18 protein-coding genes are annotated in these 23,776 nt (G+C 61.6%); 8 read left to right on the plus strand and 10 right to left on the minus strand.

What is annotated here, in order from left to right; all coding sequences use genetic code 11:
- Positions 1–136 precede the first annotated feature (136 nt).
- The 7 genes from VSR72_RS17755 to VSR72_RS17785 form a co-directional block, all read right to left on the minus strand.
- Positions 137–1,300: an aromatic ring-hydroxylating dioxygenase subunit alpha gene (locus tag VSR72_RS17755; protein WP_342953650.1), complete on the minus strand. Its 1,164-nt coding sequence runs from the start codon at positions 1,298–1,300 to the stop codon at positions 137–139.
- A gap of 9 nt (positions 1,301–1,309) precedes the next feature.
- The gene (locus VSR72_RS17760; protein ID WP_342953651.1) at positions 1,310–2,083 is read right to left on the minus strand and encodes a siderophore ferric iron reductase; all 774 of its coding nucleotides are present in this window, start codon (positions 2,081–2,083) and stop codon (positions 1,310–1,312) included.
- Positions 2,084–2,085: 2 nt separating this feature from the next.
- Entirely contained in the window at positions 2,086–3,951 is a 1,866-nt protein-coding gene (locus VSR72_RS17765; RefSeq protein ID WP_342953731.1) for an IucA/IucC family siderophore biosynthesis protein, read from the minus strand.
- Between the two features lie 48 nt (positions 3,952–3,999).
- Positions 4,000–4,599 carry a GNAT family N-acetyltransferase gene (locus tag VSR72_RS17770; protein ID WP_342953652.1) on the minus strand — a complete coding sequence of 200 codons (600 nt, stop codon included), beginning with the start codon at positions 4,597–4,599 and terminating at the stop codon, positions 4,000–4,002.
- Positions 4,589–5,809, minus strand: coding sequence for an MFS transporter (locus VSR72_RS17775; RefSeq protein ID WP_342953653.1), 1,221 nt, complete (start codon positions 5,807–5,809; stop codon positions 4,589–4,591). The genes VSR72_RS17770 and VSR72_RS17775 overlap by 11 nt, the downstream gene beginning before the upstream one ends.
- Positions 5,806–7,161: a SidA/IucD/PvdA family monooxygenase gene (locus tag VSR72_RS17780; protein ID WP_342953654.1), complete on the minus strand. Its 1,356-nt coding sequence runs from the start codon at positions 7,159–7,161 to the stop codon at positions 5,806–5,808. Before VSR72_RS17780 ends, VSR72_RS17775 begins: the two co-directional genes overlap by 4 nt.
- Positions 7,162–7,662: 501 nt before the next feature.
- Positions 7,663–8,130: a YaiI/YqxD family protein gene (locus VSR72_RS17785; RefSeq protein ID WP_342953732.1), complete on the minus strand. Its 468-nt coding sequence runs from the start codon at positions 8,128–8,130 to the stop codon at positions 7,663–7,665.
- Between the two features lie 216 nt (positions 8,131–8,346).
- On the opposite strand from VSR72_RS17785, the gene arcD reads away from it, so the two are divergent.
- On the plus strand, positions 8,347–9,810 hold the full coding sequence (gene arcD, locus VSR72_RS17790; RefSeq protein ID WP_342953655.1) for an arginine-ornithine antiporter: 1,464 nt from the start codon (positions 8,347–8,349) through the stop codon (positions 9,808–9,810).
- 26 nt (positions 9,811–9,836) lie between these two features.
- Here arcD and VSR72_RS17795 read toward each other — a convergent pair whose 3' ends face one another.
- Positions 9,837–10,427, minus strand: a complete 591-nt coding sequence (locus VSR72_RS17795; RefSeq protein WP_342953656.1) for a dimethylsulfoniopropionate lyase — start codon at positions 10,425–10,427, stop codon at positions 9,837–9,839.
- 39 nt (positions 10,428–10,466) lie between these two features.
- On the minus strand, positions 10,467–11,396 hold the full coding sequence (locus VSR72_RS17800) for a DMT family transporter (RefSeq protein WP_342953657.1): 930 nt from the start codon (positions 11,394–11,396) through the stop codon (positions 10,467–10,469).
- Between the two features lie 417 nt (positions 11,397–11,813).
- Between VSR72_RS17800 and VSR72_RS17805 the strand changes: the two genes are divergently transcribed.
- Complete coding sequence (locus tag VSR72_RS17805; RefSeq protein WP_342953658.1) at positions 11,814–12,665, plus strand: N-formylglutamate amidohydrolase; 852 nt, start codon at positions 11,814–11,816, stop codon at positions 12,663–12,665.
- A 72-nt stretch (positions 12,666–12,737) separates the two neighbouring features.
- On the plus strand, positions 12,738–13,742 hold the full coding sequence (locus VSR72_RS17810; protein ID WP_342953659.1) for a LysR family transcriptional regulator: 1,005 nt from the start codon (positions 12,738–12,740) through the stop codon (positions 13,740–13,742).
- A gap of 12 nt (positions 13,743–13,754) precedes the next feature.
- Here VSR72_RS17810 and betI read toward each other — a convergent pair whose 3' ends face one another.
- Entirely contained in the window at positions 13,755–14,417 is a 663-nt protein-coding gene (gene betI / locus VSR72_RS17815; RefSeq protein ID WP_342953660.1) for a transcriptional regulator BetI, read from the minus strand.
- A 516-nt stretch (positions 14,418–14,933) separates the two neighbouring features.
- On the opposite strand from betI, the gene pruA reads away from it, so the two are divergent.
- From pruA to putA, 5 genes are all read left to right on the plus strand, one after another.
- A complete protein-coding gene (pruA, locus tag VSR72_RS17820) occupies positions 14,934–16,544 on the plus strand; it encodes an L-glutamate gamma-semialdehyde dehydrogenase (protein ID WP_342953661.1) in 1,611 nt (536 codons plus the stop codon).
- A gap of 32 nt (positions 16,545–16,576) precedes the next feature.
- A complete protein-coding gene (locus VSR72_RS17825) occupies positions 16,577–17,653 on the plus strand; it encodes an ABC transporter ATP-binding protein (RefSeq protein ID WP_342953662.1) in 1,077 nt (358 codons plus the stop codon).
- Between the two features lie 171 nt (positions 17,654–17,824).
- On the plus strand, positions 17,825–19,084 hold the full coding sequence (locus VSR72_RS17830; protein ID WP_342953663.1) for an ABC transporter permease: 1,260 nt from the start codon (positions 17,825–17,827) through the stop codon (positions 19,082–19,084).
- Between the two features lie 4 nt (positions 19,085–19,088).
- The gene (locus VSR72_RS17835; protein WP_342953664.1) at positions 19,089–19,925 is read left to right on the plus strand and encodes an ABC transporter permease; all 837 of its coding nucleotides are present in this window, start codon (positions 19,089–19,091) and stop codon (positions 19,923–19,925) included.
- 89 nt (positions 19,926–20,014) lie between these two features.
- The gene (gene putA, locus VSR72_RS17840) at positions 20,015–23,773 is read left to right on the plus strand and encodes a bifunctional proline dehydrogenase/L-glutamate gamma-semialdehyde dehydrogenase PutA (RefSeq protein WP_342953665.1); all 3,759 of its coding nucleotides are present in this window, start codon (positions 20,015–20,017) and stop codon (positions 23,771–23,773) included.
- The last annotated feature ends 3 nt before the right edge of the window (positions 23,774–23,776 follow it).

The raw sequence follows: 23,776 nt of genomic DNA on the forward strand, positions 1-23,776 counted from the left end.
GATCCCCGAAGTTGCTTCGTGCCCGTCACCCCGAGCTTGCGGGTGCGAGCCTTCTCACGTAGCCAAGCGGGGAATGATCGGGCTTGAAGATTACGAATGCGTGACAGCTGCTTACGATGCGGTTCGGGCGGAGCCTTCACGCGAGAGGCGACGCCAACGCGCGGCGGTACCACGCGTGGAAATGGCGCATGCCGTCTTCGAGCGGCGACTGATACGGCCCGGCGTCGCTGATGCCGCGCCGATTCAGGCGCAGGCGTCCCGCGTCCATGCGCTCGGCGATCTCGTCGTCCTCGATCATCGTTTCCAGATACGCGGCGCGTTGCGCCTCTATGAATTCGCGCTCGAATGCCGCGATTTCCTCGGGGTAGTAGAACTCCACGACGTTGAGCGTTTCCTGCGGGCTCTTCGGATAGAGCGTCGAAACCACGAGCACGTGCGGGTATAGCTCGATCATCTGTGTCGGGAAATACGCGAGCCAGATGGCGCCGAACTCGGGCGCCGCGCCGCTGCGATACTCGAGCAGCTTGTCGTGCCACGCGCGATAAATTTCCGAGCCCGGCTGCGCCAGCGCGGCGTGCACACCCACGCGCTGCATGCTGTACGTCTCGGAGAATTCCCAGTCGAGCGTTTCGCAGGTCACGAAACGCCCGAGCCCGGGATGAAACGGCGCTACGTGATAATCCTCCAGATAGACTTCGATAAAGGTCTTCCAGTTGTACCGGCAGGTATGCGTTTCGACGTGATCGAGCACGTAGTCCGAGAAGTCGAACTCGGGGCGCGCGAATACGGGCGCCATGTCGCGCGCAGGCTCGCGTGGGCCTTCGTAGAGCAGGCCATGACAATTTCGCAGTTCGAAGCGTTCGAGATTGCGGCAGGGTTTGCGCTCGAACTCGGGCGCGCCGATCAGCTCGCCGCCTGGGGCGTATGTCCAGCGATGCAAGGGGCACACGATGTTGCCGCCGCTGGCGGCGAGGTTGCCTTGCGCGGGTGAGTTGATGTTGCCAGCCATGCCGCCCAGCATGAGCGCCTGCCGATGGCGGCACACGTTCGAGAGCAATTGCACGCCGTTCTCGCCGCGCACCAGCACGCGGCCGCCTTCGTCCTGCGGCAGGTGCCGCCAGTCGCCGCGCTCGGGCACCGACTGTTCGTGGCCCACGTAGCGCGCCGAATGCGCGAAGATGCGCGCCATCTCGCGCTCGAACAGCGCCTCATCGAAATAGGCGCTCGCGGGCAGCTGCACGTGCGCTTCCTCCGTATCGGGCGGCAGCGCGAGATGCGCGAGGTCACTGATATCGTTCATCGGTCGGTTTCATCCTGTTTCGTGTTGCGCGTTCAGGCGCACGATGCGTTCATGCCTGGCGAGCCGCGGGCAGGTGCTGCAGAGTTCGCCGTCGCGGCGACGGTAGTGGTAGCAGCACGTGCGGCGCTCCAGCGCGAGTGCCTTCGCGCCGTCCGGGCGCGAGAACGGGAAGTACCCTGAGTGGCCTTCCAGTCCGAGCGCCGCGAGCCACTGCTGGCCAAGCGCCTCGACCTGTGCGTTGCGCCATTCGGGCCGCGCCTTGCGCGCCGCAAGCAGGGCGGCGAGCACCACGTCGGCTTGCGTGCCGCGCGACGATGCCGGGTTCAGGCGGATCACCGCCATCAGCTCGTCGTGCATCTGTTCGCAACACGAAGTGATTTCGCGCGCGGCGTGCGTGATCAACGCGTGCGTGTCTCCCTGCGCCGGCACGTGATCGCGTAGGCGGACCTCGCGGGTCCATCCGTCGGCAATGGGCTGCGCGATGTCTTCCAGCGACAGCGACACACCAGCCGCATGCACTCCGATCACGCTCAAATAGAGCGGTTGCCAGATCAGGATGCCCCAGCAGCGCGACGACCAGTAGGGGCGGCCCGCCTCGGGGTAGGTGCGCGACCAGTAGTCAAGCATCGCTGCGAGCGCTGCGCGATTGTCGCCGCTGCCAGGCGATGCAGGGCGTGTGTGCACGTTGCCTTGTGCAGGGCGCGCTGCCACCACGCCCTGCAACCCCGGCACGAGCCGCGCAGCGAGACGCAGCATGTCGTCGAGCGCGCGGTTCTGCGCCATGCTTACGCCGCGACCGCTTCGGCGCGCATGCCGTTGGCGTGCGCGGCGTCTTGCAGCGCGCCGCGCCTGCCCGCGAGCGGATTGCGCAGATTGCCCGCCATCTTCAGATTGCCCGCGGGATCGGCGAGATTGACCATCTGCAGGTTGTTGCCCAGTTGCAGACGGTTCAGGCACGAGTGCAGGAACTCGGGCGCGAAGAGATCGTATTCGGCGTATTTGTCTGCTAGTTGCGGGTGTTCGTCTTGATAGCGCGCCACGCAGCGCGCCACCGTGTTCCAGAACAGGTCTTCCGTGCAGCACCCATGCTCGACGAGCACCTGGTTCATGTAGCGGAAAAAGCCGTCGAACACGTCGATGAAGATCGCGAGCAGCTTCACGCGCTCGGGCACGTCCACGGCGAGCCGCTTCACGTTTTCGGGAAGCGGTGCATCCTTGTTGAGGATGGCCGATTCTTCCGCGATGTCCTTCATGATCGCGCGCACAGGCACATGATTTTCGAGCACGAGGATAAGGTTCTCGCCGTGCGGCATGAACACGAGATCGTGCGCGTAGAAGCAATGGACGAGCGGCGCGAGATACGCCTCCATGTAGCGTTCGAGCCACGCTTGCGCCGTGAGCCCCGACGCCTCGATCAGCGCGGGCAGCAACGCTTCGCCGTGGCGGTCCGTGTGCAGCAGCGCGGCCATGGTCATGAGCCGCTGGCCCGGCCCCGCGAGACTGAGCGGATTCTCGCGCCAGAGCGCAGAAAACATTTTCTTGTAGGGGCTATCCGCCTGGACGGCCGCTTCATAGTAGCGGTTGCGAAAGCCGATGGAGGCCACCTCGCGCAAGATGGTGAACCCTTTTTCCTGCAGATACGGATCGCTCGCCACGAGCCCTTTGATGAAGTCGTTGATGGCCGGCGTGCCCGACATGTAGTACGGCGAGAGTCCGCGCATGAAGCCCATGTTGAGAATCGAGAGCGACGTTTTTACGTAGCGTTTCGAGCGGTCCGAGAGATTGAAGAACGTGCGGATCGACTGCTGGGGCAGATAGCGGTCTTCGCCGAAGCCGAGGCAAATGATGCGATTGGTGGCGACATAACTCGCGAATGCGATCGAGAGTTTGTTGAACCACTGCCACGGGTGCGCCGGCATCAGCCGATAGTCGGCGAAGTCCACGCCACGCGCTTCGAGCGCCGAGCGAAAGCGCGCGATCGTCTCCACGCCCAGTTCCTCTTCCATGAGCTGTTCATAGTCGAGATCGGCGGCGCTGTGGAAGGCGGCGTTTTCCTTGTGCACGGCGAGCCAGACAATCTGCACTGGCGAGCCCGCCTCCGGGGCGAACGCGCGATAGTCGCCCGCGTCGAAGCCTAGCCTGCCGTTATTGGCGACGAAGCCCGGATGGCCCTCGCTCATTGCGGTCTCGATGACCTGAAAATCGGCATCGAGGAGTTCGAGCGTGTCCGGGCCGTCTTTCACGGCCTTGTACGCCGCGCCGTACAGCGTGCTGCTGATTTCATCGAGGTAAATGGGCAGCATTTCCTCCTTGATGCCAAGCCGTGCTTTCACGTCGAGAATGAAGGCGAGCGCGTCGAGCGGTTGAGGCGCGCCGTCCTGCGAGCACACGATCGTTTCAGCGCGAATGCTCCAGTGGCGCAGCGCGAGCAGGCGCGCATCGAACGTGTAGACGCGGGTGCCATCGTCGGATTCGAGCGTATAGCGCGCGTAGTGTTCGCCGGGCGCATCGCTCACGCGCTGGGGCTCGACGATCAACTCATGCGCATATTCGGCAATGGCTTTGCGCACCAGCATGCGGTTCGCGCGCTGCCACACTTCGGGCGCGAGGTGGGCGGCGGCCTCGTGGGGCGTGAGGAGTACGTGTTGCATGGAAGCCTGAGTTGCGATGTGATTCATGATGCAATTTCCTTATGGAATTTAGTGATCCTGCGTAATGGCTGCATAAAAATCGGCCCGCGTGCAAAACGCGAGCGAAGCGGTTTTCTCTCGAAACGCGACGTCCTTTGCGTACACGAATCCCATCGCGCGGTTCAGGGCGTGTATGCGTGCGTTACGCGCATCCGGTTCTACAACGACGCGTTGTGCGCCAAGGCGCTCGAACAGGAACGCCATGAGCGTTTCGAAAACGTGGCGCGTATAGCCGGATCTGCGCATGGCGGCGGGCCCAACGAACAGGTGCATGCCGAGGTCGCCTGCACGCACGTCGTAGTGCTCGCCGATCTCTTCGTACTCCGGGTCGTAGCTTTCGAACAGGAAGGCGGGTGCGCCGTCCCGCGACCCGATCCAGGCACGCGCGTGCCCCGAGTCTTCGATAGCCTGATAGAACGTGGCCACTTCGGCCACGCTCTTGTCGCGCATGTTCCAGAAGGCCGCGCGCTCTTCGACGAACCAGCGGTGCAGCGTGGGCGCGTCGCGTTGGGCATCGAGCGGGCGGATGTGAAAGACCTCGGATCTCGCGATGCGTGTGGCAGGCGCATGACGCAACGCGATTTCGTCGGCAGCAATTTCAGTTCGCACGGGCGGTGACTCCTGTTTCGGCAATCGGGTGGGAAAGGGTGGCCTGGGTGCGTGGCCTCGCGAGCAGCCAGACGCTCGCAAACGCCGTGAATACGAGGCCCACCGCGGCAGCGAAGAAAGGCGCACGCAACCCCGATTCGTCGACAATGGCGCCAGCCGCGAACGAAGCGAGCAGCACGCCGAGGTTCTGGAAGAAGTTGATGACGCTGTAATCGGCGGCATAGGAGGCGGGCGTGCTCAGTGCAAACATCGTCACATCGAGCTTCACGACGATCTGGAACAGCGCCCAGCCAAACATCACGCGGCCCAAAATGATCCACAGCGGCGCTTCCACGCCTTGCAGCAGCATGCCGGCGGTGCACAGCAGCAGGTTCGCGAGCATGTGATCGGGCACGCGCTTGCCCTGGCTGACGAGGCGCTTGTTCAGGCGCAGCGCGACGAGCGCGACCATGCCGGGAATGGCGAATACGAGCCCCGGAACCAGTTCGCCAGGTGCATGCGTGACCGCTTGCCAGTACGACGCCATGAACGGCCGGATGAGATACACACTGAAGTCGAACGCAAGCATGAGCAGCGCAAGGCGCAGGATCGGCAAGCGGGCACGCAGACCCCGTTTGACCTGTGCTTCGTCGGCAACGCCCGCAAACCGGCAGCGGCGTGCAATGCCATGCGTGCGGATCAGCGCAAGGCAAATCGCCATCTGCACGAAGTCGCCGGCGGCCATCGCGAAGATGCAGTGATGCGCGTCCCAGACCTGCATGACGAAACCGCCCGCCACCGCGCCCGCAATCGCGCCGAAGTGCACCACCACCGAAAGCACGCCGATGGTGTGCGCATGCGATTCTTTCGCTTCGAGCCGCATCATGTACGGGTACATCAGCAGATAGCTGCTTTTGCACATGAACATCGCGAGCGAGAGCACCCAGAAAAGCGCGACGGTCGGCGCGAAATAGCTGGCCACCGAAAGCACGCCCGCAGCGCACTGCGTGTAGACGAGCAGATGCATGGCGTCGAGGCGCTTCGCAATGCGCGCCCAGAGCGGCAGCGTGAGCATCACGACGATCGAAATGAACGCCACATACGCGCCCGCATGCACGGGGCTCGTCACGCCATAGCGCGCGGCGAAGAACTGTGGGTAGAACGGAATCAGGATCGCGTCGCTGACGACGGCGAAGGTCGTCATCAGAATGATTGTGCTGCGCAGCTTCATTGCGCCTCCAGCGGCGTCTTCACGAACGCTTCCGTGTCGGGAACCGAGAAGTCCTGCAGTGCGATACGCCGCTCGATCTTGTAGTGCTCCACGCCGGTCAGTTCGCGCAGAATGCAGGAGTTGCGATAGCAGCTCATGCCGAGGTCGGGATTGGTCAGGCCGTGGCTGTAAAGCCCTGCGTTCTGCACGAAGATCTCGCGCCCGCTCACGTCGATTGCATAGTTCCGTGAGAGCCGGTAGCGTCCCTTGTCGTCCCAGCGGATGCGTGCGCGTATGCCGTCGATGAAGCCGGGCACGTTCTGGCCATAGCCGGTCGCGAAGATCGCGCCGTCGGTGACATGCGTGTATTGCACGCCCTCGTCGCGCTGCACGAAGCGCAGGTGAAAGCGGTCGTCGATACGGTCGTGATGGCAGGCGCTCAGCTCGGAATTGGTGATGAGGCGCGCGTTGTTGTTGCCACGGCTGCGGCGGTCGTCGAGCAGGTCGTAAATCTGGTTGATGAGCGAAGCGTTGACGCCTTTGTACAGGCTGTCCTGCTTGGCGATGATGTTTTCGCGCACGCCGTCGGGCAGGTTATAGAAGTAGTCGATGTAGTCGGGCGAGATCATTTCCAGCGTGAGCTTGGTGTTCTCCATCTGGAAGAAGCGTGGCGAGCGCGTGATCCACGTGAGCGTGTAGTCGTGTTCGTCGCTTTCCTTGAGCAGGTCGTAGAAGATCTCTGCCGCGCTCTGGCCGCTGCCGATCACGGCGATCGAACGCTTTTTTTGCAGTTCGGCTTTGCGCGCGACGTAGTGCGCGCTATGGATGCAATGCTCGCGCAACTCGCCACAGCATGGCGGCAGTTGCGGCACGGAACCGACGCCGATCACGAGGCGCGCGGCGCGATGCACGAACGGCTGGCCGGTGCGCACATGCCGCCCGCTCACCACGTAATGGCCTTGCTGTGCATCGTATTCGACGTGCTCCACACTCGAGCCGAACGCGATGCTCGAAAGCTGGCTGATCGCCCATTTGCAGTAGCGGTTATATTCGGCGCGGCTCAGATAAAAGCGCTCGCGAATGTAATACGCATAGAGCTTGCCTTCCTGCTTGCAGTAGTTGAGGAAGCTGAACTTGCTTTTGGGGTCCGCGAGACTCACGAGATCGGCGAGAAACGGGTTTTGCAGCGTGGTGTCGTCGATCAGCATCCCGGGATGCCAGTCGAAGTCCTCGTTGCGTTCGAGGAACAGGCCGCGCAGATCGCGGATCGGGTCGGCCAGGCAGGCGAGGCTCAGGTTGAACGGCCCGAGGCCGATCGCCACGAAGTCGAGCACGGACGAGGGCGGACCTGGCTTGAGATTAGTTGTACTCATGATTGAACTTTCACCTGGGGCAGAAAGGACCATGTCGAGTTACCTCATCGAAGGACGAAGACGGCGAGAAGGTTCACGTGACGCAACCGCGCAACCGTTTGCGCGAGCGGTTAGTGTTTCGATGCGAATGAGAGTGATTCGCGTTTGAGGATCATAGGCAAGACGCCGCCCGATGACAAGAGCGAAGCGCACATCGGTAAGGATGTCGAACTATCGTGGCTGCCCAATACGCATCACGCCTGGCATGTGAGATCGGCGGGAAAGTCCGGCTGCGCAGGGGCGTGCGGGGGATCGGTCGCGATGGGGAAAGCGTGGGGCTCGCAGGTGTGGCGCCCCATTTTCGTCGTCAAATCATCTGACAAAAAACCCTGTGCGCTACAGGGATTAGATGCGCGCGGGGAACATTTCGGCTCTAATCGCGCGCGATTCGCGTGCTCGGGGCCACGAGCCTTCGGGGCGATCTCGACGCGATGATCCCAAACGTCTGCGCGCTATACGCCATCAATCAGCCTTGCGAGGTGGCGGGCTATGCCGCGCAAGGAATCGATCGAGCTGGCTGGCGAACGCCTTGCTGTCACGCGCGCTGAACGGCGCCGGACCGCCCGTTTCGATACCTGCATTGCGCAGTTGGTCCATTACGTCGCGCATCGTCAGCCGTTCCTGAATATTTTCGCGCGTGAACCAGTTGCCGCGCGGATCGAGCGCCTGTGCGCTCTTTTCAAGCACCGCGGCGGCTAGCGGTATGTCGGCGGTAATGACGAGGTCGCCAGGCTCGGCCAGTTCGACGATGCGCGCGTCGGCCACGTCGAATCCGGCAGGCACCTGAATTGACTTGATGAACGGCGATGGCGGTGTGCGCAGATATTGGTTTGCCACCAGCGTCACCTGAACTTCGGCACGCCGCGCGGCCCGAAACAACATGTCCTTGATGACGGCGGGGCAGGCGTCAGCGTCGACCAGCACTTGCATGTAGGGATTCCCGGCACAGTAAAGCGCGATCATATCGCACTGCGGGAGATGCTTCGCGCATTACACGGCGCTTGCTGGCGCTTCCGGTCGCTTCTTGCCGTTTCGGGTGGCACCGCGTTTTCCTTGCATTTGCCTGCATTCCTGCCAACATTAGACTCGCAATGGAGACGCATGCCCCGACCTGATACTGCGTGAAACTGCGAAGACGGAGCGGATATGAGCGACGCTACCCACGGGTTCGATGCCGCGGGGGAACACAGGGACATACACAGGCTGCGGCTGGGCGCCCTCGTCGCGCTCGTCGTGGGCTCGATGATCGGCGGCGGCATCTTTTCGTTGCCGCAGAATATGGCCGCCTCCGCCGGCGTAGGCGCCGTTCTGATTGGCTGGGTCATTACCGCGTTCGGCATGCTGGCCCTCGCGCTGGTATTTCAGACACTCGCGAACCGCAAGCCAAATCTCGACGGCGGCGTCTACGCTTATGCCAAGGCCGGATTCGGCAATTACATGGGCTTCGCCTCGGCGTGGGGCTACTGGATCAGCGCCTGGCTTGGCAACGTCGGGTACTACGTGCTGCTCTTCAGCACGCTCGGCTACTTTTTCCCCATATTCGGTGAAGGCAATACGTTACCCGCGATTGCCTGCTCTTCAGTGCTGCTGTGGAGCGTTCATTTTCTGGTGCTGCGCGGCATAAAAGAAGCGAGTTTCATCAATCAGATCACGACGATTGCAAAGATCGTTCCGCTCATTCTTTTTATTCTTATCTGCCTCCTCGCATTCAGACTGGATGTCTTTTCGACGGATATCTGGGCGCGCTCGAACCCGGCGCTGGGCGGTGTGCTGGATCAGGTCCGCAACATGATGCTCGTGACGGTCTGGGTATTTGTCGGCATCGAAGGGGCCACCGTTTTCTCGGCGCGCGCCGCGGACCGAAAGAGCGTCGGCAAGGCCACGGTGATCGGCTTTTTCGTCGTGCTTCTCGTGCTGGTGCTCGTCAACGTGCTGGCACTCGGCATCATGACGCAGCCTAAACTCGCCGGGTTGAAGAACCCCTCGATGGCAGGCGTGCTCGAACACGTTATCGGACACTGGGGCGTGGTGCTCGTGAGCGTGGGCCTCGCCATTTCGCTGGCTGGCGCGCTGCTCTCGTGGGTCATGCTGTGCGCGGAGATTCTGTTTTCGGCCGCGCGGGACCGCACGATGCCCGCATTCCTGCGCAAGGAAAACGCGAGACAGGTGCCAGCAAACGCCTTATGGCTGACCAACGGCATGGTGCAGATATTTCTGCTCATCACGCTGGTGTCGAAGGGCACGTACCTCTCGCTCATCTATCTCGCCACCTCGATGATTCTCGTGCCTTACTTCTGGTCGGCAACTTATGCGTTATTGCTCGCCATTCGCGGCGAGACCTACGAACTGTCACAAAAGGACCGTCGCAAGGATTTGATGATTGCCGCGGTTTCCGTGCTTTACGCGGTCTGGCTGCTTTATGCCGGCGGCGTGAAGTACCTTCTTCTTTCTTCACTGCTTTACGCGCCGAGCGTCGTGTTGTTCGCCAAGGCGAGGCGTGAGGCCGGGCAGCCGGTGTTTACGCACCTGGAAAAAGTCGTATTCGCAGCCGTGCTCGTCGCCGCAGTCGTGGCCGGCTTCAGTTTGTATCGCGGGCTGCTGAGCCTTTGATTGGGCGGTCGATCGTCGATGCGCGCTTAGACGAGGAGACACCACAGCGCGAGGAGCGGAGTGGTTCCCGAACGCATTGCGTGCAGGCTGTTGGGCGTATTGTGCAGGCCGCCGCCGATGCCCGGATCGAACCAGTCGCCGTCGCGCTGGCGGAATTCCCCCGCGCTGATCAACACATAGGCTTCTTCAGGGGGATGCTGATGATCGGGGTATCGCGTGTGTGGCGCGAGCAATGAAAACCCTAGTTGGATGTCGTAACGGCTTTCCATGCCACCGGGGCCGCAGATCATGCCGTTCACGTGTTTCTCGACATAGTCTTTGCTTCCATTCGATCCGGAAGTTCGCCGCTGCCAGCCGATGGCGGGTTCAAGCACCTTGATCGCGCGTGCCGCGTCGCCGATACCGGATGTGTCGTCGAGCAGCGGTGCTAGCGCCGAATCGAGGAGATCACAGGCGGGATAGCGCTCGCTGTTTCGTTTGCCGTCGTCGGAAGGCTGTTCCAGGCGCTCGAATACCTTCACTGCCAAACGTCGGCCAGCTTCCGGCAGCGCTGGTGCCTGGAACAGCGATCGCGCAACGCGAATGAAATGTTCGAGGTTCTCATCTCGCTGATACATGGAGGCTCCGTTAATGGCGTTGCGGCGATATCGCCTGGCTCATTCAAGACTTACGGCGCTCTGAACAGGCGTCACTTCGCTTTGAACGGTTCGTTGTCGCCCGAATTCGAGCATGGCGATGCTGCCGAGTATCAAAAGCATCGCCACGATTTCCAGTTGGCCCACGTGCTCACCCGCAGCCCAGCCGATCAAAAGCGCAATCACGGGGGTGATATAAACGGCACCGGAAGCCGCAACGGCGCCCAGTTGCTGAAGCAGGAAGTAGTAGAGCAAGAATGATGAGCCTGTGCCGAGCAAACCCAGGCCAATTACCATGCCGGCCGTTGCGCGAGCGTCCTGCAAAATCTGGCCGGTACCGTGGAGGTCGGTCAAGGCGAAAAGTATCAGCAAGGCGAGGCCCATCTGCCAGGTCACGATAGCCAGCGGAGGGAGGTTGGTCGGAGAGAGAAAGCGCCGCACGTAGATATACGACAGACCAAAAACCATCGCACCCGCGATCATCCAGGCGACGCCCACGAGACTGATAGGGTCGTCGCTACCCAGCGCGGACCACGGCCGTGCAATGAGCGTAATACCCGCCATGCCCACCGCAACGCCGCATACCATCAGGCGGTTCATCTTCTCGTTGCGCAGAAACACCGTCGAAGCGATCGAGGTGAAAATGGCCGGCGACCCACCGAGCACGCCGGCAATACCGGACGGAAGCAGCACGGTGCCTTTTGCCATGGCGAAGTAGCTGAAGGCGGTGGCGAGGGCCGCCATCATCGAGAAGTGATGCACATGACGGATCTGGCCAAGTCTCAGTACCCCCTGGCGCCACGCGAGAGCGGCGAGCGGTATGAACCCGAACAGTACGCGCAAGAACGATATCTGACCTGGGCTGATGAAAGCAGCCGCCCATTTCATGTAGATGAAATTGGATCCCCAGAAGAGTCCGAGGAGAAGGAAGGCGGTATAGGTCCGTATCAAGGTACGATCCAAACAGGTTGGTCAGCCATGGGCAATTCGGCGCTGCCAGCATAACGAGCGGCATCCGCGCATGCGGGGACTTCAACTGCGCTTATAGATAGCAGAAGCGGCGTGCACCACGTTGCTCTTTCTTATTCGGTATGCTAAGTGGACCATAGGGACGGCCTCGTGAATGCAGTCTGCGTGCGAATGTTCGCTGAGTATTGAATCGGGAAGGCAGCGCGTCAATGCGCTTTATTTTCACGCTGGCATTCCTTCAAGTTATTCGTACCGCACGACGCATCACAGCTTTGATTAAGCCGCGGTTATGAAAAGTGAAAGCGTGGCTTACGCTAGCGTGCGCCGCCGGAGATCGATGTACGTTCGCACAAGGACCGCAGCCAGGCGGCGGTCACGCATCGTGACGGGGGTGAGTGCATGCAGAGCGAAAATTTCGGGGCCATTGTTCGCGGTGACAGGCCGGTGGTGGTGGTGGCGCCCCACATCGGCAGCCGGGTGCCGGTGGAGTTGCTGTCGAATCCGGCCTGGGCGCCGATAGACGGGCGCCTCTCGGACCCGGCAGGCGTGGCGTGGATCGCCACTGCGCGCGAACGCGGCATGTCGACTATTGCGTCGTCGGTGCATCCCTGTGTGATCGACTTCAATGTGGCCACCGACAATCGGTCGCTGTCGCCGCGTTTGAACCGTGTGGGACTGTGCCGGACGCACACGTCGCGCGGCGAGCCGCTGTATCCGCCGGGCTGCGAACCGGACGAGGCCGTGGTCGATGCGCGCGTCGCCGCTTACTGGCTGCCGTTTCACCGCGCGGTAACGGCCGAGATTATTCGTCTCCGGAAAATTCACGAGAACATTGCGGTCCTTGTTTCGCACGCGAGTTCGTGGCTCTCCCCATACCGCGAGCAGGCGGGCGGAACCGACTTCAACCTGGGCACTCACCAGGGCGCTGCGTGCGATCGTCTGCTCGTCGCTGCGCTCACCGATGCCGCCCAGGCGCACGCGCGCTCGTGGGTCGTCAACGGGAAGCTCGGTGGTGCTTTCGCCGCGCAGCACTATGGCGTGCCCGACAGTGGCGTGCATGTCGTAGAAGTCGAGATTGCTGGCAAATGGCGTAGTGAACTCGAGGCGAGCGGTGAGTCAGGCCTCGTTTGCCATGCGCCTCAACGTGACATGGCTGCGCTTCTGGATAGCGCATGCGACACAGTTCGGAAGCTCCCCGCTGGCGCTGATGATGTGCTCGCTGCGCTCGAAGCGGTGAGGTGCGCCGATTAAGTGTGCGGCCGGCTTAGCGCAAACGACGCGTTCGAGACGTGTTAAATTTTGGGGAAGCATTCGTCCACAGCCATGAAAGACAACGCGTCGCCAGAAAAATATCCTGATTGGGACCTCCTCGCCAGCTGGGTCGCGGTGGTGGAGGCCGGTTCGATTTCGGATGCTGCCAATCGCCTCGCCATCTCGCAGGCAGGGGTTTCGCAACGCATCAAGGCGCTCGAAACTCTGCTCGATACGACCTTGCTCGACCGCGCAACGCGCCCCGCACGACCAACAGCGGCAGGTCAGCGGCTATTCGAACACGCCACCGTTTTGCTGCAGGGCGCGGATCAAATGGTCGAGAGCGTGCGTAACGTCACGCGTGCCAAGCGCGTCGTCGTGCGCCTCGGGTGTGTCGATTCGTTTGCGGCGACGATTGGGCCCATCGCCATTAAAGCGTTGTCGGGCACCTCGCACCATATTCGCCTGTGGTCCGGCATCACGCCCACGCTCGACGGGCAGCTCGAAGCGCGGCAACTCGATATGGCCGTGACGACGAGCAGCGCCTCGCACGCTGCCGGCATCCGCAAGAGAAAGCTGTTTTCCGAGCCGTATGTCGTTGTGCTGCCGGGCAGTTTTGAAGTCGACCGCTTCACGACGCTGGCCGAACTCAGCACCCATCTGCAATTCATTCGATACAGCGCGCGCTCGGTCATTGGCCAGCACATCGACTCGTATCTTTCGTCACACGGCGAAAACATCGAGCGTACCTGCGAATTCGACGCCACGGATCCTATGCTCAGCCTTGTTGCTGCGGGCCTGGGTTTCGCCATCACGACGCCATTGTGCTTGTGGCAATCGCGTCACTACGTGCCCGAAGTGCGTGTGGTTCCGTTGACCGCGTTTTCGCGCCACGGCCGGCCGTATGGACGGCTGACCCGTTCGTTCTTTCTTTCGTATCGGGAAAACGAACTCGGCCATCTCCCCAACGACCTGTACGACCTCATTCGACGCGCATTCGAGCGACAGGTCGCGCGCGATATCGCCAAGGCCCTCTCGCTGAAGCCGGAAGAGGTCGGCGAGACCGACGACGAATAGCGCGAGACTTCGTCAGTGCCGTGAAGGGGTGAGGCGCCTGAAGCTTGCTTTCCATCCTTGATTCGTCGCGTTGTCGATCATGCCGTGAAAAATTCCTAACACCTCGTCGATCGTAATCGTGCCGGCCACGCGATGTTCGATCCACAGACCATGCACGAGCGCTAGCGACTGGATTGCGTAGATGTTTGCCATCGTCGCATCGCAACCGGCCTGCCGAAAATCGTGAATGAAATTCGAGCGCAGGCGCCGCGAAAACGCTGCGCATAGACGTTGAACCTGGGCTTCATGCGCCGACGAACTCCACATATGCGGCCAGACGTTGGCAGCGCCTGGGCTCATGACCTCGTCGCTAAAGCACAGGTCGACGGTGAATTTCACGCGCTCGATCGGGTCGCGAATATCGCGCCGGCCCGCAATCAGCTGATTGCGAACGCTCCGGATCATGTAGACGAATGTCTTGTAGACGAGATTGCTCTTGTTCTCGAAGTGATGGTGCACGAGGCCCACTGAAACGCCTGCGTGTTCGCTCACCTTCCTGATCGTCAGGTTTTCCAGTCCGACCTCTCCCACGACGTCCAGCGTGGCGTCGATCAGTTTTAGACGCATGCCGTCGTACTCCACGGGTTCTTCCTTGCGCGTATCGACCTTAACGATGGGTTCCACGGCGTGACGCATGGTGCTGTCCTCAGTCAGGAAAAGGGCGTTGCGACGCCACAAAAAAGCTGAACATTCGTTCACAGGAAGCAGAAGTATAGCGGCTTCTATTATCCGTAAACACTGAACTGATGTTCAATCATTCAGCATTGTTTGGCGGCGGTAGTTACCCCACTAACGTGAATATCGTCAGATTGTTTACGCGTAAACCCTCATAAAATCATTTTTGAAATCCGGCTGAACACATATATAGTCGCCTCAGTGCATTATGCATTGAACGTATGTTCAGTGTTTTTTGGCGGGCAAGCTTGATGTGTGTTCAGCGTTGCGGCCTCGACCTTCGTACATAAGGGGCAACGATCCACAACATAAAGCCACGTGAAATAAGCGGCCGTTCTTTTTGCACGCCCTAGTCTGAACACTGAGCGTCGCTGGTGCCTTGAGAACCCCGCAAACCTGCGCCAGGTAAGGGTTCTCCCGGGGTGATGCCGGTAGGTTCCCGGGCGACTCGTCCCACTTTTCTGGTAAGGAGCAAGCGTGATTTCAGGTCCACAATTTCCGTTGCCGGCGAATGAAGCCGAAGTTCAATTTGGCGAAGGCACCGAAGCTGGCGCCGCGTTGCGCCGTGCGCTCGAGCAGCGTGAAGTCGTAGAAATTCCGACCGTCATCGGCGGCAAGCGGTACTTCTCCAACGAAGTCACAGAGGTTCGGGCTCCTCACGATACGCAGCGCGTGCTCGCGCGTATTCATCGCCCGTCGGAATCGCAGATCAAGGAAGCGATCTCCAGCTCGAAGAGCGTTGCGCGCGAATGGGCCAGCCTCACGCACGCAAGCCGTGCCACGATTCTGCATCGGGCCGCCGATATCGTGGCGACGCGTCTGCGCGCAAAGATCAACGCTGCCACGATGCTAGGCCAAAGCAAGACGCTCGACCAGGCGGAGCCGGACAGCGCCTGCGAACTCATCGACTTCCTGCGTTTCAATGCGTATAACGCGCAGCGCGTGTACGCCGAGCAGCCGATGTCGGTCCCGACCGCGGTGAATCGTGCGGACTGGCGGCCGCTCGAAGGTTTCGTCTATGCGGTGTCGCCGTTCAATTTCACAGCGATCGGCGCGAATCTGACCACGGCGCCGGCCATCATGGGCAACACGGTGCTGTGGAAGCCGTCCGAAAAGTCGGCGCTCGCGAATTACATCTTCTTCGAAGCGCTCGAAGAAGCCGGCTTGCCGCCGGGCGTGATCAACTTCGTTCCCGGCGAAGCCGAATTGACGACGCGTGTTGCGCTCTCGTCGCCCGATCTCGCAGGCATTCACTTCACCGGGTCGTCCGCGGTGTTCCAGTCGCTGTGGAAGGGCGTGGCGTCGAAGGTGGACTCGTTCCGCACGATCCCGCGTCTTGTCGGCGAAACGGGTGGCAAGGACTTCGTACTCGCGCATGCGTCGGCCAATGCGTCCGAGGTCGCAATCGCGCTCGTGCGCGGCGCGTTCGAATATCAAGGCCAGAAGTGCAGCGCCGCATCGCGCGCATACATTCCGCGCAGCCTGTGGGCCGCGGTCAGCCAGCAGCTTCGCGAGCGCCTCGCCGAACTCAAGGTGGGCGATGTCGCCGATTTCAGCACGTTCATGGGCGCGGTGATCTCGCAGGCTTCGCATCAGAAGCTGAGCCGCGTGATTGCCGCGGCGAAGGACGACTCGGCTGTGAAGCTCGTTTCCGGGGGCAAGACCTGGTCCGAGCCGGGCTGGTTCGTCGAGCCGACGGTGTTCGAAGTGAGCGACCCGCATCACGCGCTCATGAAGGAAGAGCTCTTTGGCCCGGTGTTGTCGGTATTCGTCTATGAAGACACCAAGTGGGACGAAACGCTCGAACTCATCGATTCGACGAGTCCGTACGCGCTCACCGGTTCGATCTTCTGCACGGACCGTTTCGCGCTTCATCAGGCCGAGGCCGTGCTGGTGAACGCCGCGGGCAACCTGTACCTGAACGACAAGCCGACCGGCGCGATGATCGGCCAGCAGCCGTTCGGCGGCGGCCGCGCTAGCGGCACCAACGACAAGGCGGGTTCTTATTTGAATCTCCTGCGCTGGGCCTCGCCGCGTGTGGTGAAGGAAACGTATCTGCCGGCTCGTGACTGGAAGTTCGGCGCCTGACCACCGAGTGTGGCTTCCTCTGGAGAGTTGTGATGTCGACCATTGTCTCTTTCAAGAACGTTCAAAAGACCTACGACGGTGAGACCCTCGTGGTGAAAAACCTCAACCTCGATATTCGCGAGGGCGAGTTTCTCACAATGCTTGGACCGTCCGGGTCGGGCAAGACGACATGTCTCATGATGCTGGCCGGCTTCGAGACGGCCACGCACGGCGAGATTTTGCTGCAGGGGAAGCCGATCAACCGCATTCCGCCGGAGCGGCGCAATATCGGCATGGTCTTTCAGAGCTACGCGCTTTTCCCGCATAAATCCGTGGCGGAAAACCTGGCGTTTCCGCTGAAGGTCCGCAAGATTGCGAAGGATGAAATCGCCCGCAAGGTGAGCCGCGCGCTCGCGATGGTGAACATGGAGAAGTTCGCGAACCGCATGCCCGGCCAGCTTTCCGGCGGCCAGCAGCAACGCATCGCGGTGGCTCGCGCACTGGTCTTCGAGCCCGCGCTCGTGCTGATGGACGAGCCGCTTGGCGCGCTGGACAAGCAACTGCGCGAGCAGATGCAGTACGAAATCAAGCAGATTCACGAACAAAGCGGGCTGACCGTCGTGTACGTGACGCACGACCAGAGCGAAGCCATGACGATGTCTGACCGCATCGCGGTCTTCAACAACGGCATCATTCAGCAGCTTGCGCCGCCCGCCGATCTGTATGAAAAGCCCGAAAACGCCTTCGTTGCGCGCTTTATCGGCGAGAGTAACGAACTGAAGGGCACGGTGGCTTCGGTCGAAAGCCAAGCGTGCACCGTCAAGCTCGATGGCGGGGCGACGATACGCGCGAGCACGGGCGCCGCGATTCGCACCTCGGGTTCCGCTTGCGTGTCGCTGCGGCCCGAGCGTGTGGCGGTAGGCGAGCACGCGCGCGCGTGTGACAACGTGTTCGACGGCGGTGTGAAGGACCTCATTTATTACGGCGACCACCTGCGCGTCGTCATGCAGGTGTGCGGGCGCAATGATTTCATCGTGAAGCTGCCCAATGACGGTGTCGCGCGTCAGCTGCGTATTGGCGACTCCGTGCAGATAGGCTGGATGGCCGACGCCTGCCGGGCCTTGCAATAGTCGCGGCGTAGACCGGTTCTCCGGTGTGGATGGCTTCGAATCGATACGAAGAGAATCCGTAAATTCATCAGGCATCCTGACTGGATGAACTCCGCATAAACGTATCTGCAGTTGCATTGACGAGGAGGACGCGGTCGCTACCGCTGGACTACGATGATTCTACCGACTGATATGGTTATCCCGACAGGCGACGCCGCGCAGGTTGTCGTCGCAGACTCGAAAAGCCTCAAGGCGAAACTCCGTAGTGCGGAACGTACGGAGCGCACGAAGGCCATGCTGCTGGTCTTTCCGTTGTTCGCATTCCTCCTCGTCACCTTCCTCGTTCCCATCGGCAGCCTTCTGACGAAGAGCTTCCGCGACCCGACGGTCTCGCAGGAACTCCCGCATGCCGCGGCGCTGTTGCGCGCGTGGGACCCCGCAAGCGGCCAGTTGCCCGGCGAGCAGATCTACGCCGCGTTCGGGCAGGACCTGACCGTCGCCAAGGGGACGGACGGTGTGAGCCGCGTCGCCTCCCGGCTGAACTACGACGAGAGCGGCATGCGCAGCCTGATCATGAAGACCGCGCGCCATATCGACGAGAGCAGCGAGGGGACATGGCGCGAGCGGCTGTCGAATATCGACTCGCGGTGGGGCGAATTGCAGGCGTGGTCGACGCTCAAGTACGCCTCGTCGCCGTGGACCTTCGGGTACTACCTGAAAGCGTTCGATTTCGAGCGCGATGAGCACGGCGCCATCGTGCGCCAGCCGGACGGCGAGCGGCTTTATGTAGGCGTGTTTTTGCGCACGGCGTGGGTGAGTCTTGCGGTCAGCCTGCTTTGCATTTTGCTCGGCTATCCGGTTGCGTACTTTCTGGCGAATTTGCCCGCGAAGTACAGCAATCTCTTCATGATCATGGTGCTGTTGCCGTTCTGGACGTCGATCCTGGTTCGCACCACGGCATGGGTCGTCGTGCTGCAAACGCATGGCGTCCTGAATGACTTGCTGATTCACCTGGGGCTGTCGAAGCACGGCGTGTCGCTCATTTACAACCGCTTTGGCGTGCTGGTGGCGATGACGCACATTCTCCTTCCGTACGCGATTCTTTCGCTCTACAGCGTGATGAAGGGCGTGCCGCACATTTACATGAAGGCAGCGCGCTCGCTCGGCGCCGGTCCCGTGCGTTCGTTCTTCCAGGCCTATTTCCCGCAAACATTGCCGGGCGTGGGCGCCGCCGGGATGCTGACGTTCATTCTCGCGGTGGGCTACTACATTACGCCGGCAATCGTGGGCGGCCCCGATGACCAGCTCGCGAGCTACTACATCGCGAATCACGTCAATACGACCTTGAACTGGGGGCTCGCGAGCGCACTCGCATCGATCCTGCTCGTGGGCGTGCTCATCATCTACGGCCTCTTCGTGAAGCTCACTGGCGGCGGCATCAAACTGGGGTAATCACATGTTCAATTTTCCAGCCTATGTGACGGTCTGGGGCCGTCTTGGACGATTCACTCACCTGGGTGTCTCGCTTGCCGTGCTGCTATTCCTCGTGCTGCCCGTGCTCGTGGTGATGCCGCTTTCGTTCAGCTCGCAGCCGTACTTCACGTACCCGCTGCCGGGCTTGAGCCTGCGGTGGTACCAGGACTTTCTCGGCAGCCCCGACTGGATGCTGGCGCTGAACAACACACTCATCACGGCATTCTCGTCGACGGTGATCGCAACGGTGCTTGGCGTGACGGCTTCGCTCGGGCTGACGAGCCCGCGCTTGAAGGGCAAGGCCGTGATTACCGGTCTACTCGTTTCGCCGATGATCGTGCCGCTCATCATCACGGCCGTTGGCGTGTACTTCGCGTTCAGCCCGCTGGGCCTGACGAGCAGCCTCACCGGGCTGATTCTCGCGCACGCGGCGCTGGGTGTGCCCTTCGTGGTCGTCACCGTGACGGCGACGCTGGCCGGCTTCAACGAAACGCTCTCGCGGGCGGGCCGAAGCCTCGGCGCCTCTCCGCTTCGCGTGTTCCTGCAGGTGAAGCTCCCGATCATCGCGCCGGGCGTGATTTCAGGTGCGCTCTTCGCGTTCGCGACTTCCTTCGATGAAATCGTCGTCGCGCTCTTCCTGACCGGACCCGATCAGAAGACGATCCCGCGCCAGATGTGGTCCGGTATCCGTGAACAGCTCAGTCCGACGATTCTCGCCGTGGCGACCATTCTTGTCGTGATCTCGACGTTACTGCTCGTGACGCTCGAACTGCTGCGCCGCAGAACCGAACGCCTCAGAGGCACGGCGAACGCGATCTAGCAAGGTTGATCCACCACCGCTTTGAACCCGCTGCTTGTAATTCGTAATCCGAAGCACCCCTACCAGGTCATCAAATCATGTTGTCAGAAATGAAAGCAACTCAAACTGGCACGGCGAACCTTTCCGTCCTGCGTCAACGCATTGCCGAGGCTTCTGCGCTTTCTGAGGAGGCAGTGGTCCAGACGCTCATGCGCCGCGCGCAATTGGATGCTGCCACGCTGGCGAAAGCGCAGGAACTCGCTGCGCGCCTGGCGCAAGGGGTGCGCGACGCGCGCATCGACGCGGGGGGCGTCGATCTGCTCACGCAGGAGTTCTCGCTGGACAGCCGCGAAGGCATTGCGCTCATGTGTCTCGCGGAGGCCATGCTGCGCATTCCGGACACGCAGACGCGCAACCAGCTCATTCGCGACAAGATCGTCGACGCCGACTGGCGCGCGCACGTCGGGAAGTCGCCGTCGATGTTCGTCAATGCAACGGCCTGGGGTTTGCTCGTCACGGGCAAGCTGCTGAAGCAGCCCGATGAAAACGCCCTCGCCGAAGCGCTGACACGCGTGGTGCGCAAGGGCGGCGAGGCCGTGGTTCGCGCGGGCGTCGCGTACGCGATGCGCATGCTCGGCAAGCAGTTCGTGACCGGGCAGACTATCGAAGAAGCGATTGGCGCGGCGAAGGGCCGGGAGAGCGGCGGCTACCGCTACTCGTACGACATGCTAGGCGAGGCCGCGCTCACCGACGAAGATGCGCAAGCCTATTTCGAATCGTACCGGCACGCCATCGAGGCAATCGGCAAGGACGCACAGGGCCGTGGACCCATCGACGGGCCGGGTGTTTCCGTGAAGATTTCAGGCCTCCATCCGCGCTACGAACTCGCGCAGCGCGACAGGGTGCTCGCGGAACTCTACCCGCGCTTGCTCGAGCTGGCGCAACTGGCGAAGAAGTACGGCATTGGCTTTCACCTGGATCAGGAAGAGTCCGCGCGTTTCGAACTGACGCTCGAGATGCTCGAATTGCTGTGCAACGATCCATCGTTGCGCGGCTGGAACGGTATCGGCATTTCGCTGCAGGCCTATCAGAAGCGCGGCCACGCAGTTGCGGACTGGATCGTAGCGCTCGCGCGCTCGACGGGCCGGCGTATCAATATTCGTCTCGTGAAGGGCGCGTATTGGGACACGGAAATCAAACTCGCGCAGGATGCGGGTTTGCAGGGCTATCCGGTGTTCACGCGAAAAGTGCATTCTGACGTGAGCTACATCGCGTGCGCGAAGGTGTTGCTCGATGCGCCGGACGCCATTTTTCCGCAGTTCGCGTCGCACAACGCTTTCACCATTGCCGCGGTTCACACGCTCGCAGGCAACAAGGACTATGAGTTTCAGTGCCTGCACGGCATGGGCGAGACGGTGTACGACCAGGTGGTCGGCAAAACGAAGCTTGGCCGGCCCTGCCGCATTTATGCGCCGGTTGGCCCGCATGCAACGCTGCTCGCGTATCTGGTGCGCCGCCTGCTCGAGAATGGTGCGAATTCATCGTTCGTGAACCAGATCGTCGATCCGGCCGTGAGCATTGCCGATATCGTCGAAGATCCTGTCGCGAAGGCCGCGCGCACGCATGGCAAGCCGCACGCGGGTATTGCGAGCCCGGTCAACCTGCTCCCTGGGCGAGTGAATGCCGCTGCGATTTCGTATGGCAATTCAGCGGATTTCGACGCCGCAGTGAGCAGCATTCGCGCGAACCGCATTTCCGCGCAATCGCTTGTGGCAGACAACGGCGATATCGAATCCGATTCGACACATCTCGTATACAGCGCAGGCGATACGACCGAAGTCGTCGGCAGCATTTCCTTTTGCCGTACGTCCGCGGTTGCGCGCGCCATCGCCGCAGCAAAAGAGGCGTCCATGCGCTGGGCGCATTTCGATGCCAATCAGCGCGCCGACATGCTCGAAAGGATGTCCGACGAACTGGAGGCATCGATCACGCACCTGGGCGCGCTGCTCGTGCTGGAGAATGGCGCGACGCTGGCAGAGGCCGCAGAAGAAGTCCGCACCGCGGTCAATTTGTGCCGGCTCTATGCGCTGCAGGTCAAGGCAGACACTCGGCTGCGCTCGCGCAGCGGCCTCGGCGTCGTTGCGAGTGTAACGCCGGTGTCGTCACCGCTCGCGACCTTTGTCGGGCACGTTGCGGCGTCGCTTGCCGCGGGCAATGTCGTCGTCGCGAAGCCTTCCTCGAAGGCCTCACTCGTTGCCTACGAGGCGGCGCGCGCCTTCTATCGCAGCGGCCTGCCCAAGGACGTGCTGCAGGTGCTGCTCGGCGCGGGCTCGATGGTGGGCCGCGAGTTGCTGATCTCCGAAGAGGTGACGGGCGTCCTGTTCGCCGGCTCGGCGGAGTCGGCGAGAGCCGCCGGGCTGCTGCTCGCAAAGCGAGCGCGTCAGCCGAAGTTCCTTGCACAGGTGGGCAGCGTCAACGCGATGATCGTGGATAGCTCGGCGCTGCCTGAGCAGGTCATCTCGGACGCCATGATTTCCGCATTCAGTTGCGCCGGGCAACGCGCTACGTCGCTGCGGCTGCTCTGTCTGCAAGATTCGACAGCAGAGAAAGTGCTGAAGATGCTCAAGGGCATGCTCAGCGAACGCAACACCGGTAATCCGCTATTTGCCGGCACGGATATCGGGCCGCTCGCAACGCGCGAGGCGAAGGATCGCGCCGAAGTCTATATCGAGCAGATGCGCCGCCTTGGTTATGCAGTCGTTCGTGGAAAGCTGTCCGCAGACTCGGCAAAGGGCAACTTCGTCGCCCCGGCGATTATCGACGTACGCGATCTGGATGCGCTCGCAACGATAAACGCAAGGATTTCCGGGCCAGTGCTCCATGTCGTCCGATACAAGACCGGTGAGATGGACGCCCTGTTGGCAGCCCTGAATGCTATCGGTTGTGGTGTACAGGGGCTGCACACGCGAATCAACGAAGCGGCCGGAAAGCTGCTTTCGGCCTCGAATGCCAACAGCGTGTGCGTGAACCGTGCGATGCATGGCACGGTGCCCGGCATGCAGCCGTTCGGCGGCGTGGGTGCCTGCGGCACGGGACCGATGCTCGGCGGTCCCCTCACGCTGTACGCGCTCACCGCGCCGCCAGCAGCGGCAGCTTTTGATGCCGAGGCGGGGCCATTTGCGCAAACGGCCCAAGCGGTCAGCGAAAAGTTCTTCGAATTCCCAGTCGAATCTGCAGGAGGGAAGCTCAAGAATCGCCAGGGAGAGATGGCAACGGCGAAGAAGTCCGGCCTTGATCGCGTGAACGCACTGTTCGAGCTCGCGACGGCACGAAGCACCGATTCCGGCCAGCGCACGAGGCTCGGAATGTGCAAACAGAGCCTCGATGCACTGGTGAGCCGTACGACGACACTCAGCTTGCCGGCGCTGACCGGCGAAGAGAACACAGTGGAACTGTTGCCGCGAGGACAGGTTCTCTGCACTGGCGAAACGCCTGCCGTCGTGCTCGAACAGGCAATGGTTGCCAGTGCATTCGGCAATACGGTGCTTCTGTTCAGCTCCTCCGTATCGGACGATATTGCTCGGGTTCTGGGTGCTGCGTGCCGCGTAGTCAACGCGACCGACGTTGCGGCGATGATCAGCGGGGAAGTCGCTGGTGTGAAGCCCGATACCGTCATGGCAGCGGCGAACCATCCTGCGCTTTCGGAGCTTCGCGTGGCGGCGGCAGAGCGCATGACGGCGCTGGTACAGCCAGGCGCGGACGGGCAGTACGACTGGACGCAACTCGTGCGCGAGCGTGTCACGACCGTCAACGCGAGCGCCGCGGGCGGCAACACGCAACTGATGGTGTTGAGCGAGGACGCGGTGTAGATT

Origin of the sequence: Paraburkholderia sp. JHI869, from assembly GCF_038900775.1 — a bacterium.
GTDB lineage: Bacteria > Pseudomonadota > Gammaproteobacteria > Burkholderiales > Burkholderiaceae > Paraburkholderia.

Excerpts from the sequence above, each read along its gene's own strand:
- VSR72_RS17785 (WP_342953732.1), bottom strand. The coding sequence starts at position 8,130 with ATGCAAGTGCTGGTCGACGCTGACGCCTGCCCCGCCGTCATCAAGGAC.
- VSR72_RS17760 (WP_342953651.1), bottom strand. The coding sequence starts at position 2,083 with ATGGCGCAGAACCGCGCGCTCGACGACATGCTGCGTCTCGCTGCGCGG.
- VSR72_RS17805 (WP_342953658.1), top strand. The coding sequence starts at position 11,814 with ATGCAGAGCGAAAATTTCGGGGCCATTGTTCGCGGTGACAGGCCGGTG.
- betI (WP_342953660.1), bottom strand. The coding sequence starts at position 14,417 with ATGCGTCACGCCGTGGAACCCATCGTTAAGGTCGATACGCGCAAGGAA.
- VSR72_RS17835 (WP_342953664.1), top strand. The coding sequence starts at position 19,089 with ATGTTCAATTTTCCAGCCTATGTGACGGTCTGGGGCCGTCTTGGACGA.
- VSR72_RS17825 (WP_342953662.1), top strand. The coding sequence starts at position 16,577 with ATGTCGACCATTGTCTCTTTCAAGAACGTTCAAAAGACCTACGACGGT.
- VSR72_RS17775 (WP_342953653.1), bottom strand. The coding sequence starts at position 5,809 with ATGAAGCTGCGCAGCACAATCATTCTGATGACGACCTTCGCCGTCGTC.
- putA (WP_342953665.1), top strand. The coding sequence starts at position 20,015 with ATGAAAGCAACTCAAACTGGCACGGCGAACCTTTCCGTCCTGCGTCAA.
- VSR72_RS17810 (WP_342953659.1), top strand. The coding sequence starts at position 12,738 with ATGAAAGACAACGCGTCGCCAGAAAAATATCCTGATTGGGACCTCCTC.
- VSR72_RS17765 (WP_342953731.1), bottom strand. The coding sequence starts at position 3,951 with ATGCAACACGTACTCCTCACGCCCCACGAGGCCGCCGCCCACCTCGCG.
- VSR72_RS17780 (WP_342953654.1), bottom strand. The coding sequence starts at position 7,161 with ATGAGTACAACTAATCTCAAGCCAGGTCCGCCCTCGTCCGTGCTCGAC.
- VSR72_RS17830 (WP_342953663.1), top strand. The coding sequence starts at position 17,825 with ATGGTTATCCCGACAGGCGACGCCGCGCAGGTTGTCGTCGCAGACTCG.
- arcD (WP_342953655.1), top strand. The coding sequence starts at position 8,347 with ATGAGCGACGCTACCCACGGGTTCGATGCCGCGGGGGAACACAGGGAC.
- VSR72_RS17755 (WP_342953650.1), bottom strand. The coding sequence starts at position 1,300 with ATGAACGATATCAGTGACCTCGCGCATCTCGCGCTGCCGCCCGATACG.
- VSR72_RS17795 (WP_342953656.1), bottom strand. The coding sequence starts at position 10,427 with ATGTATCAGCGAGATGAGAACCTCGAACATTTCATTCGCGTTGCGCGA.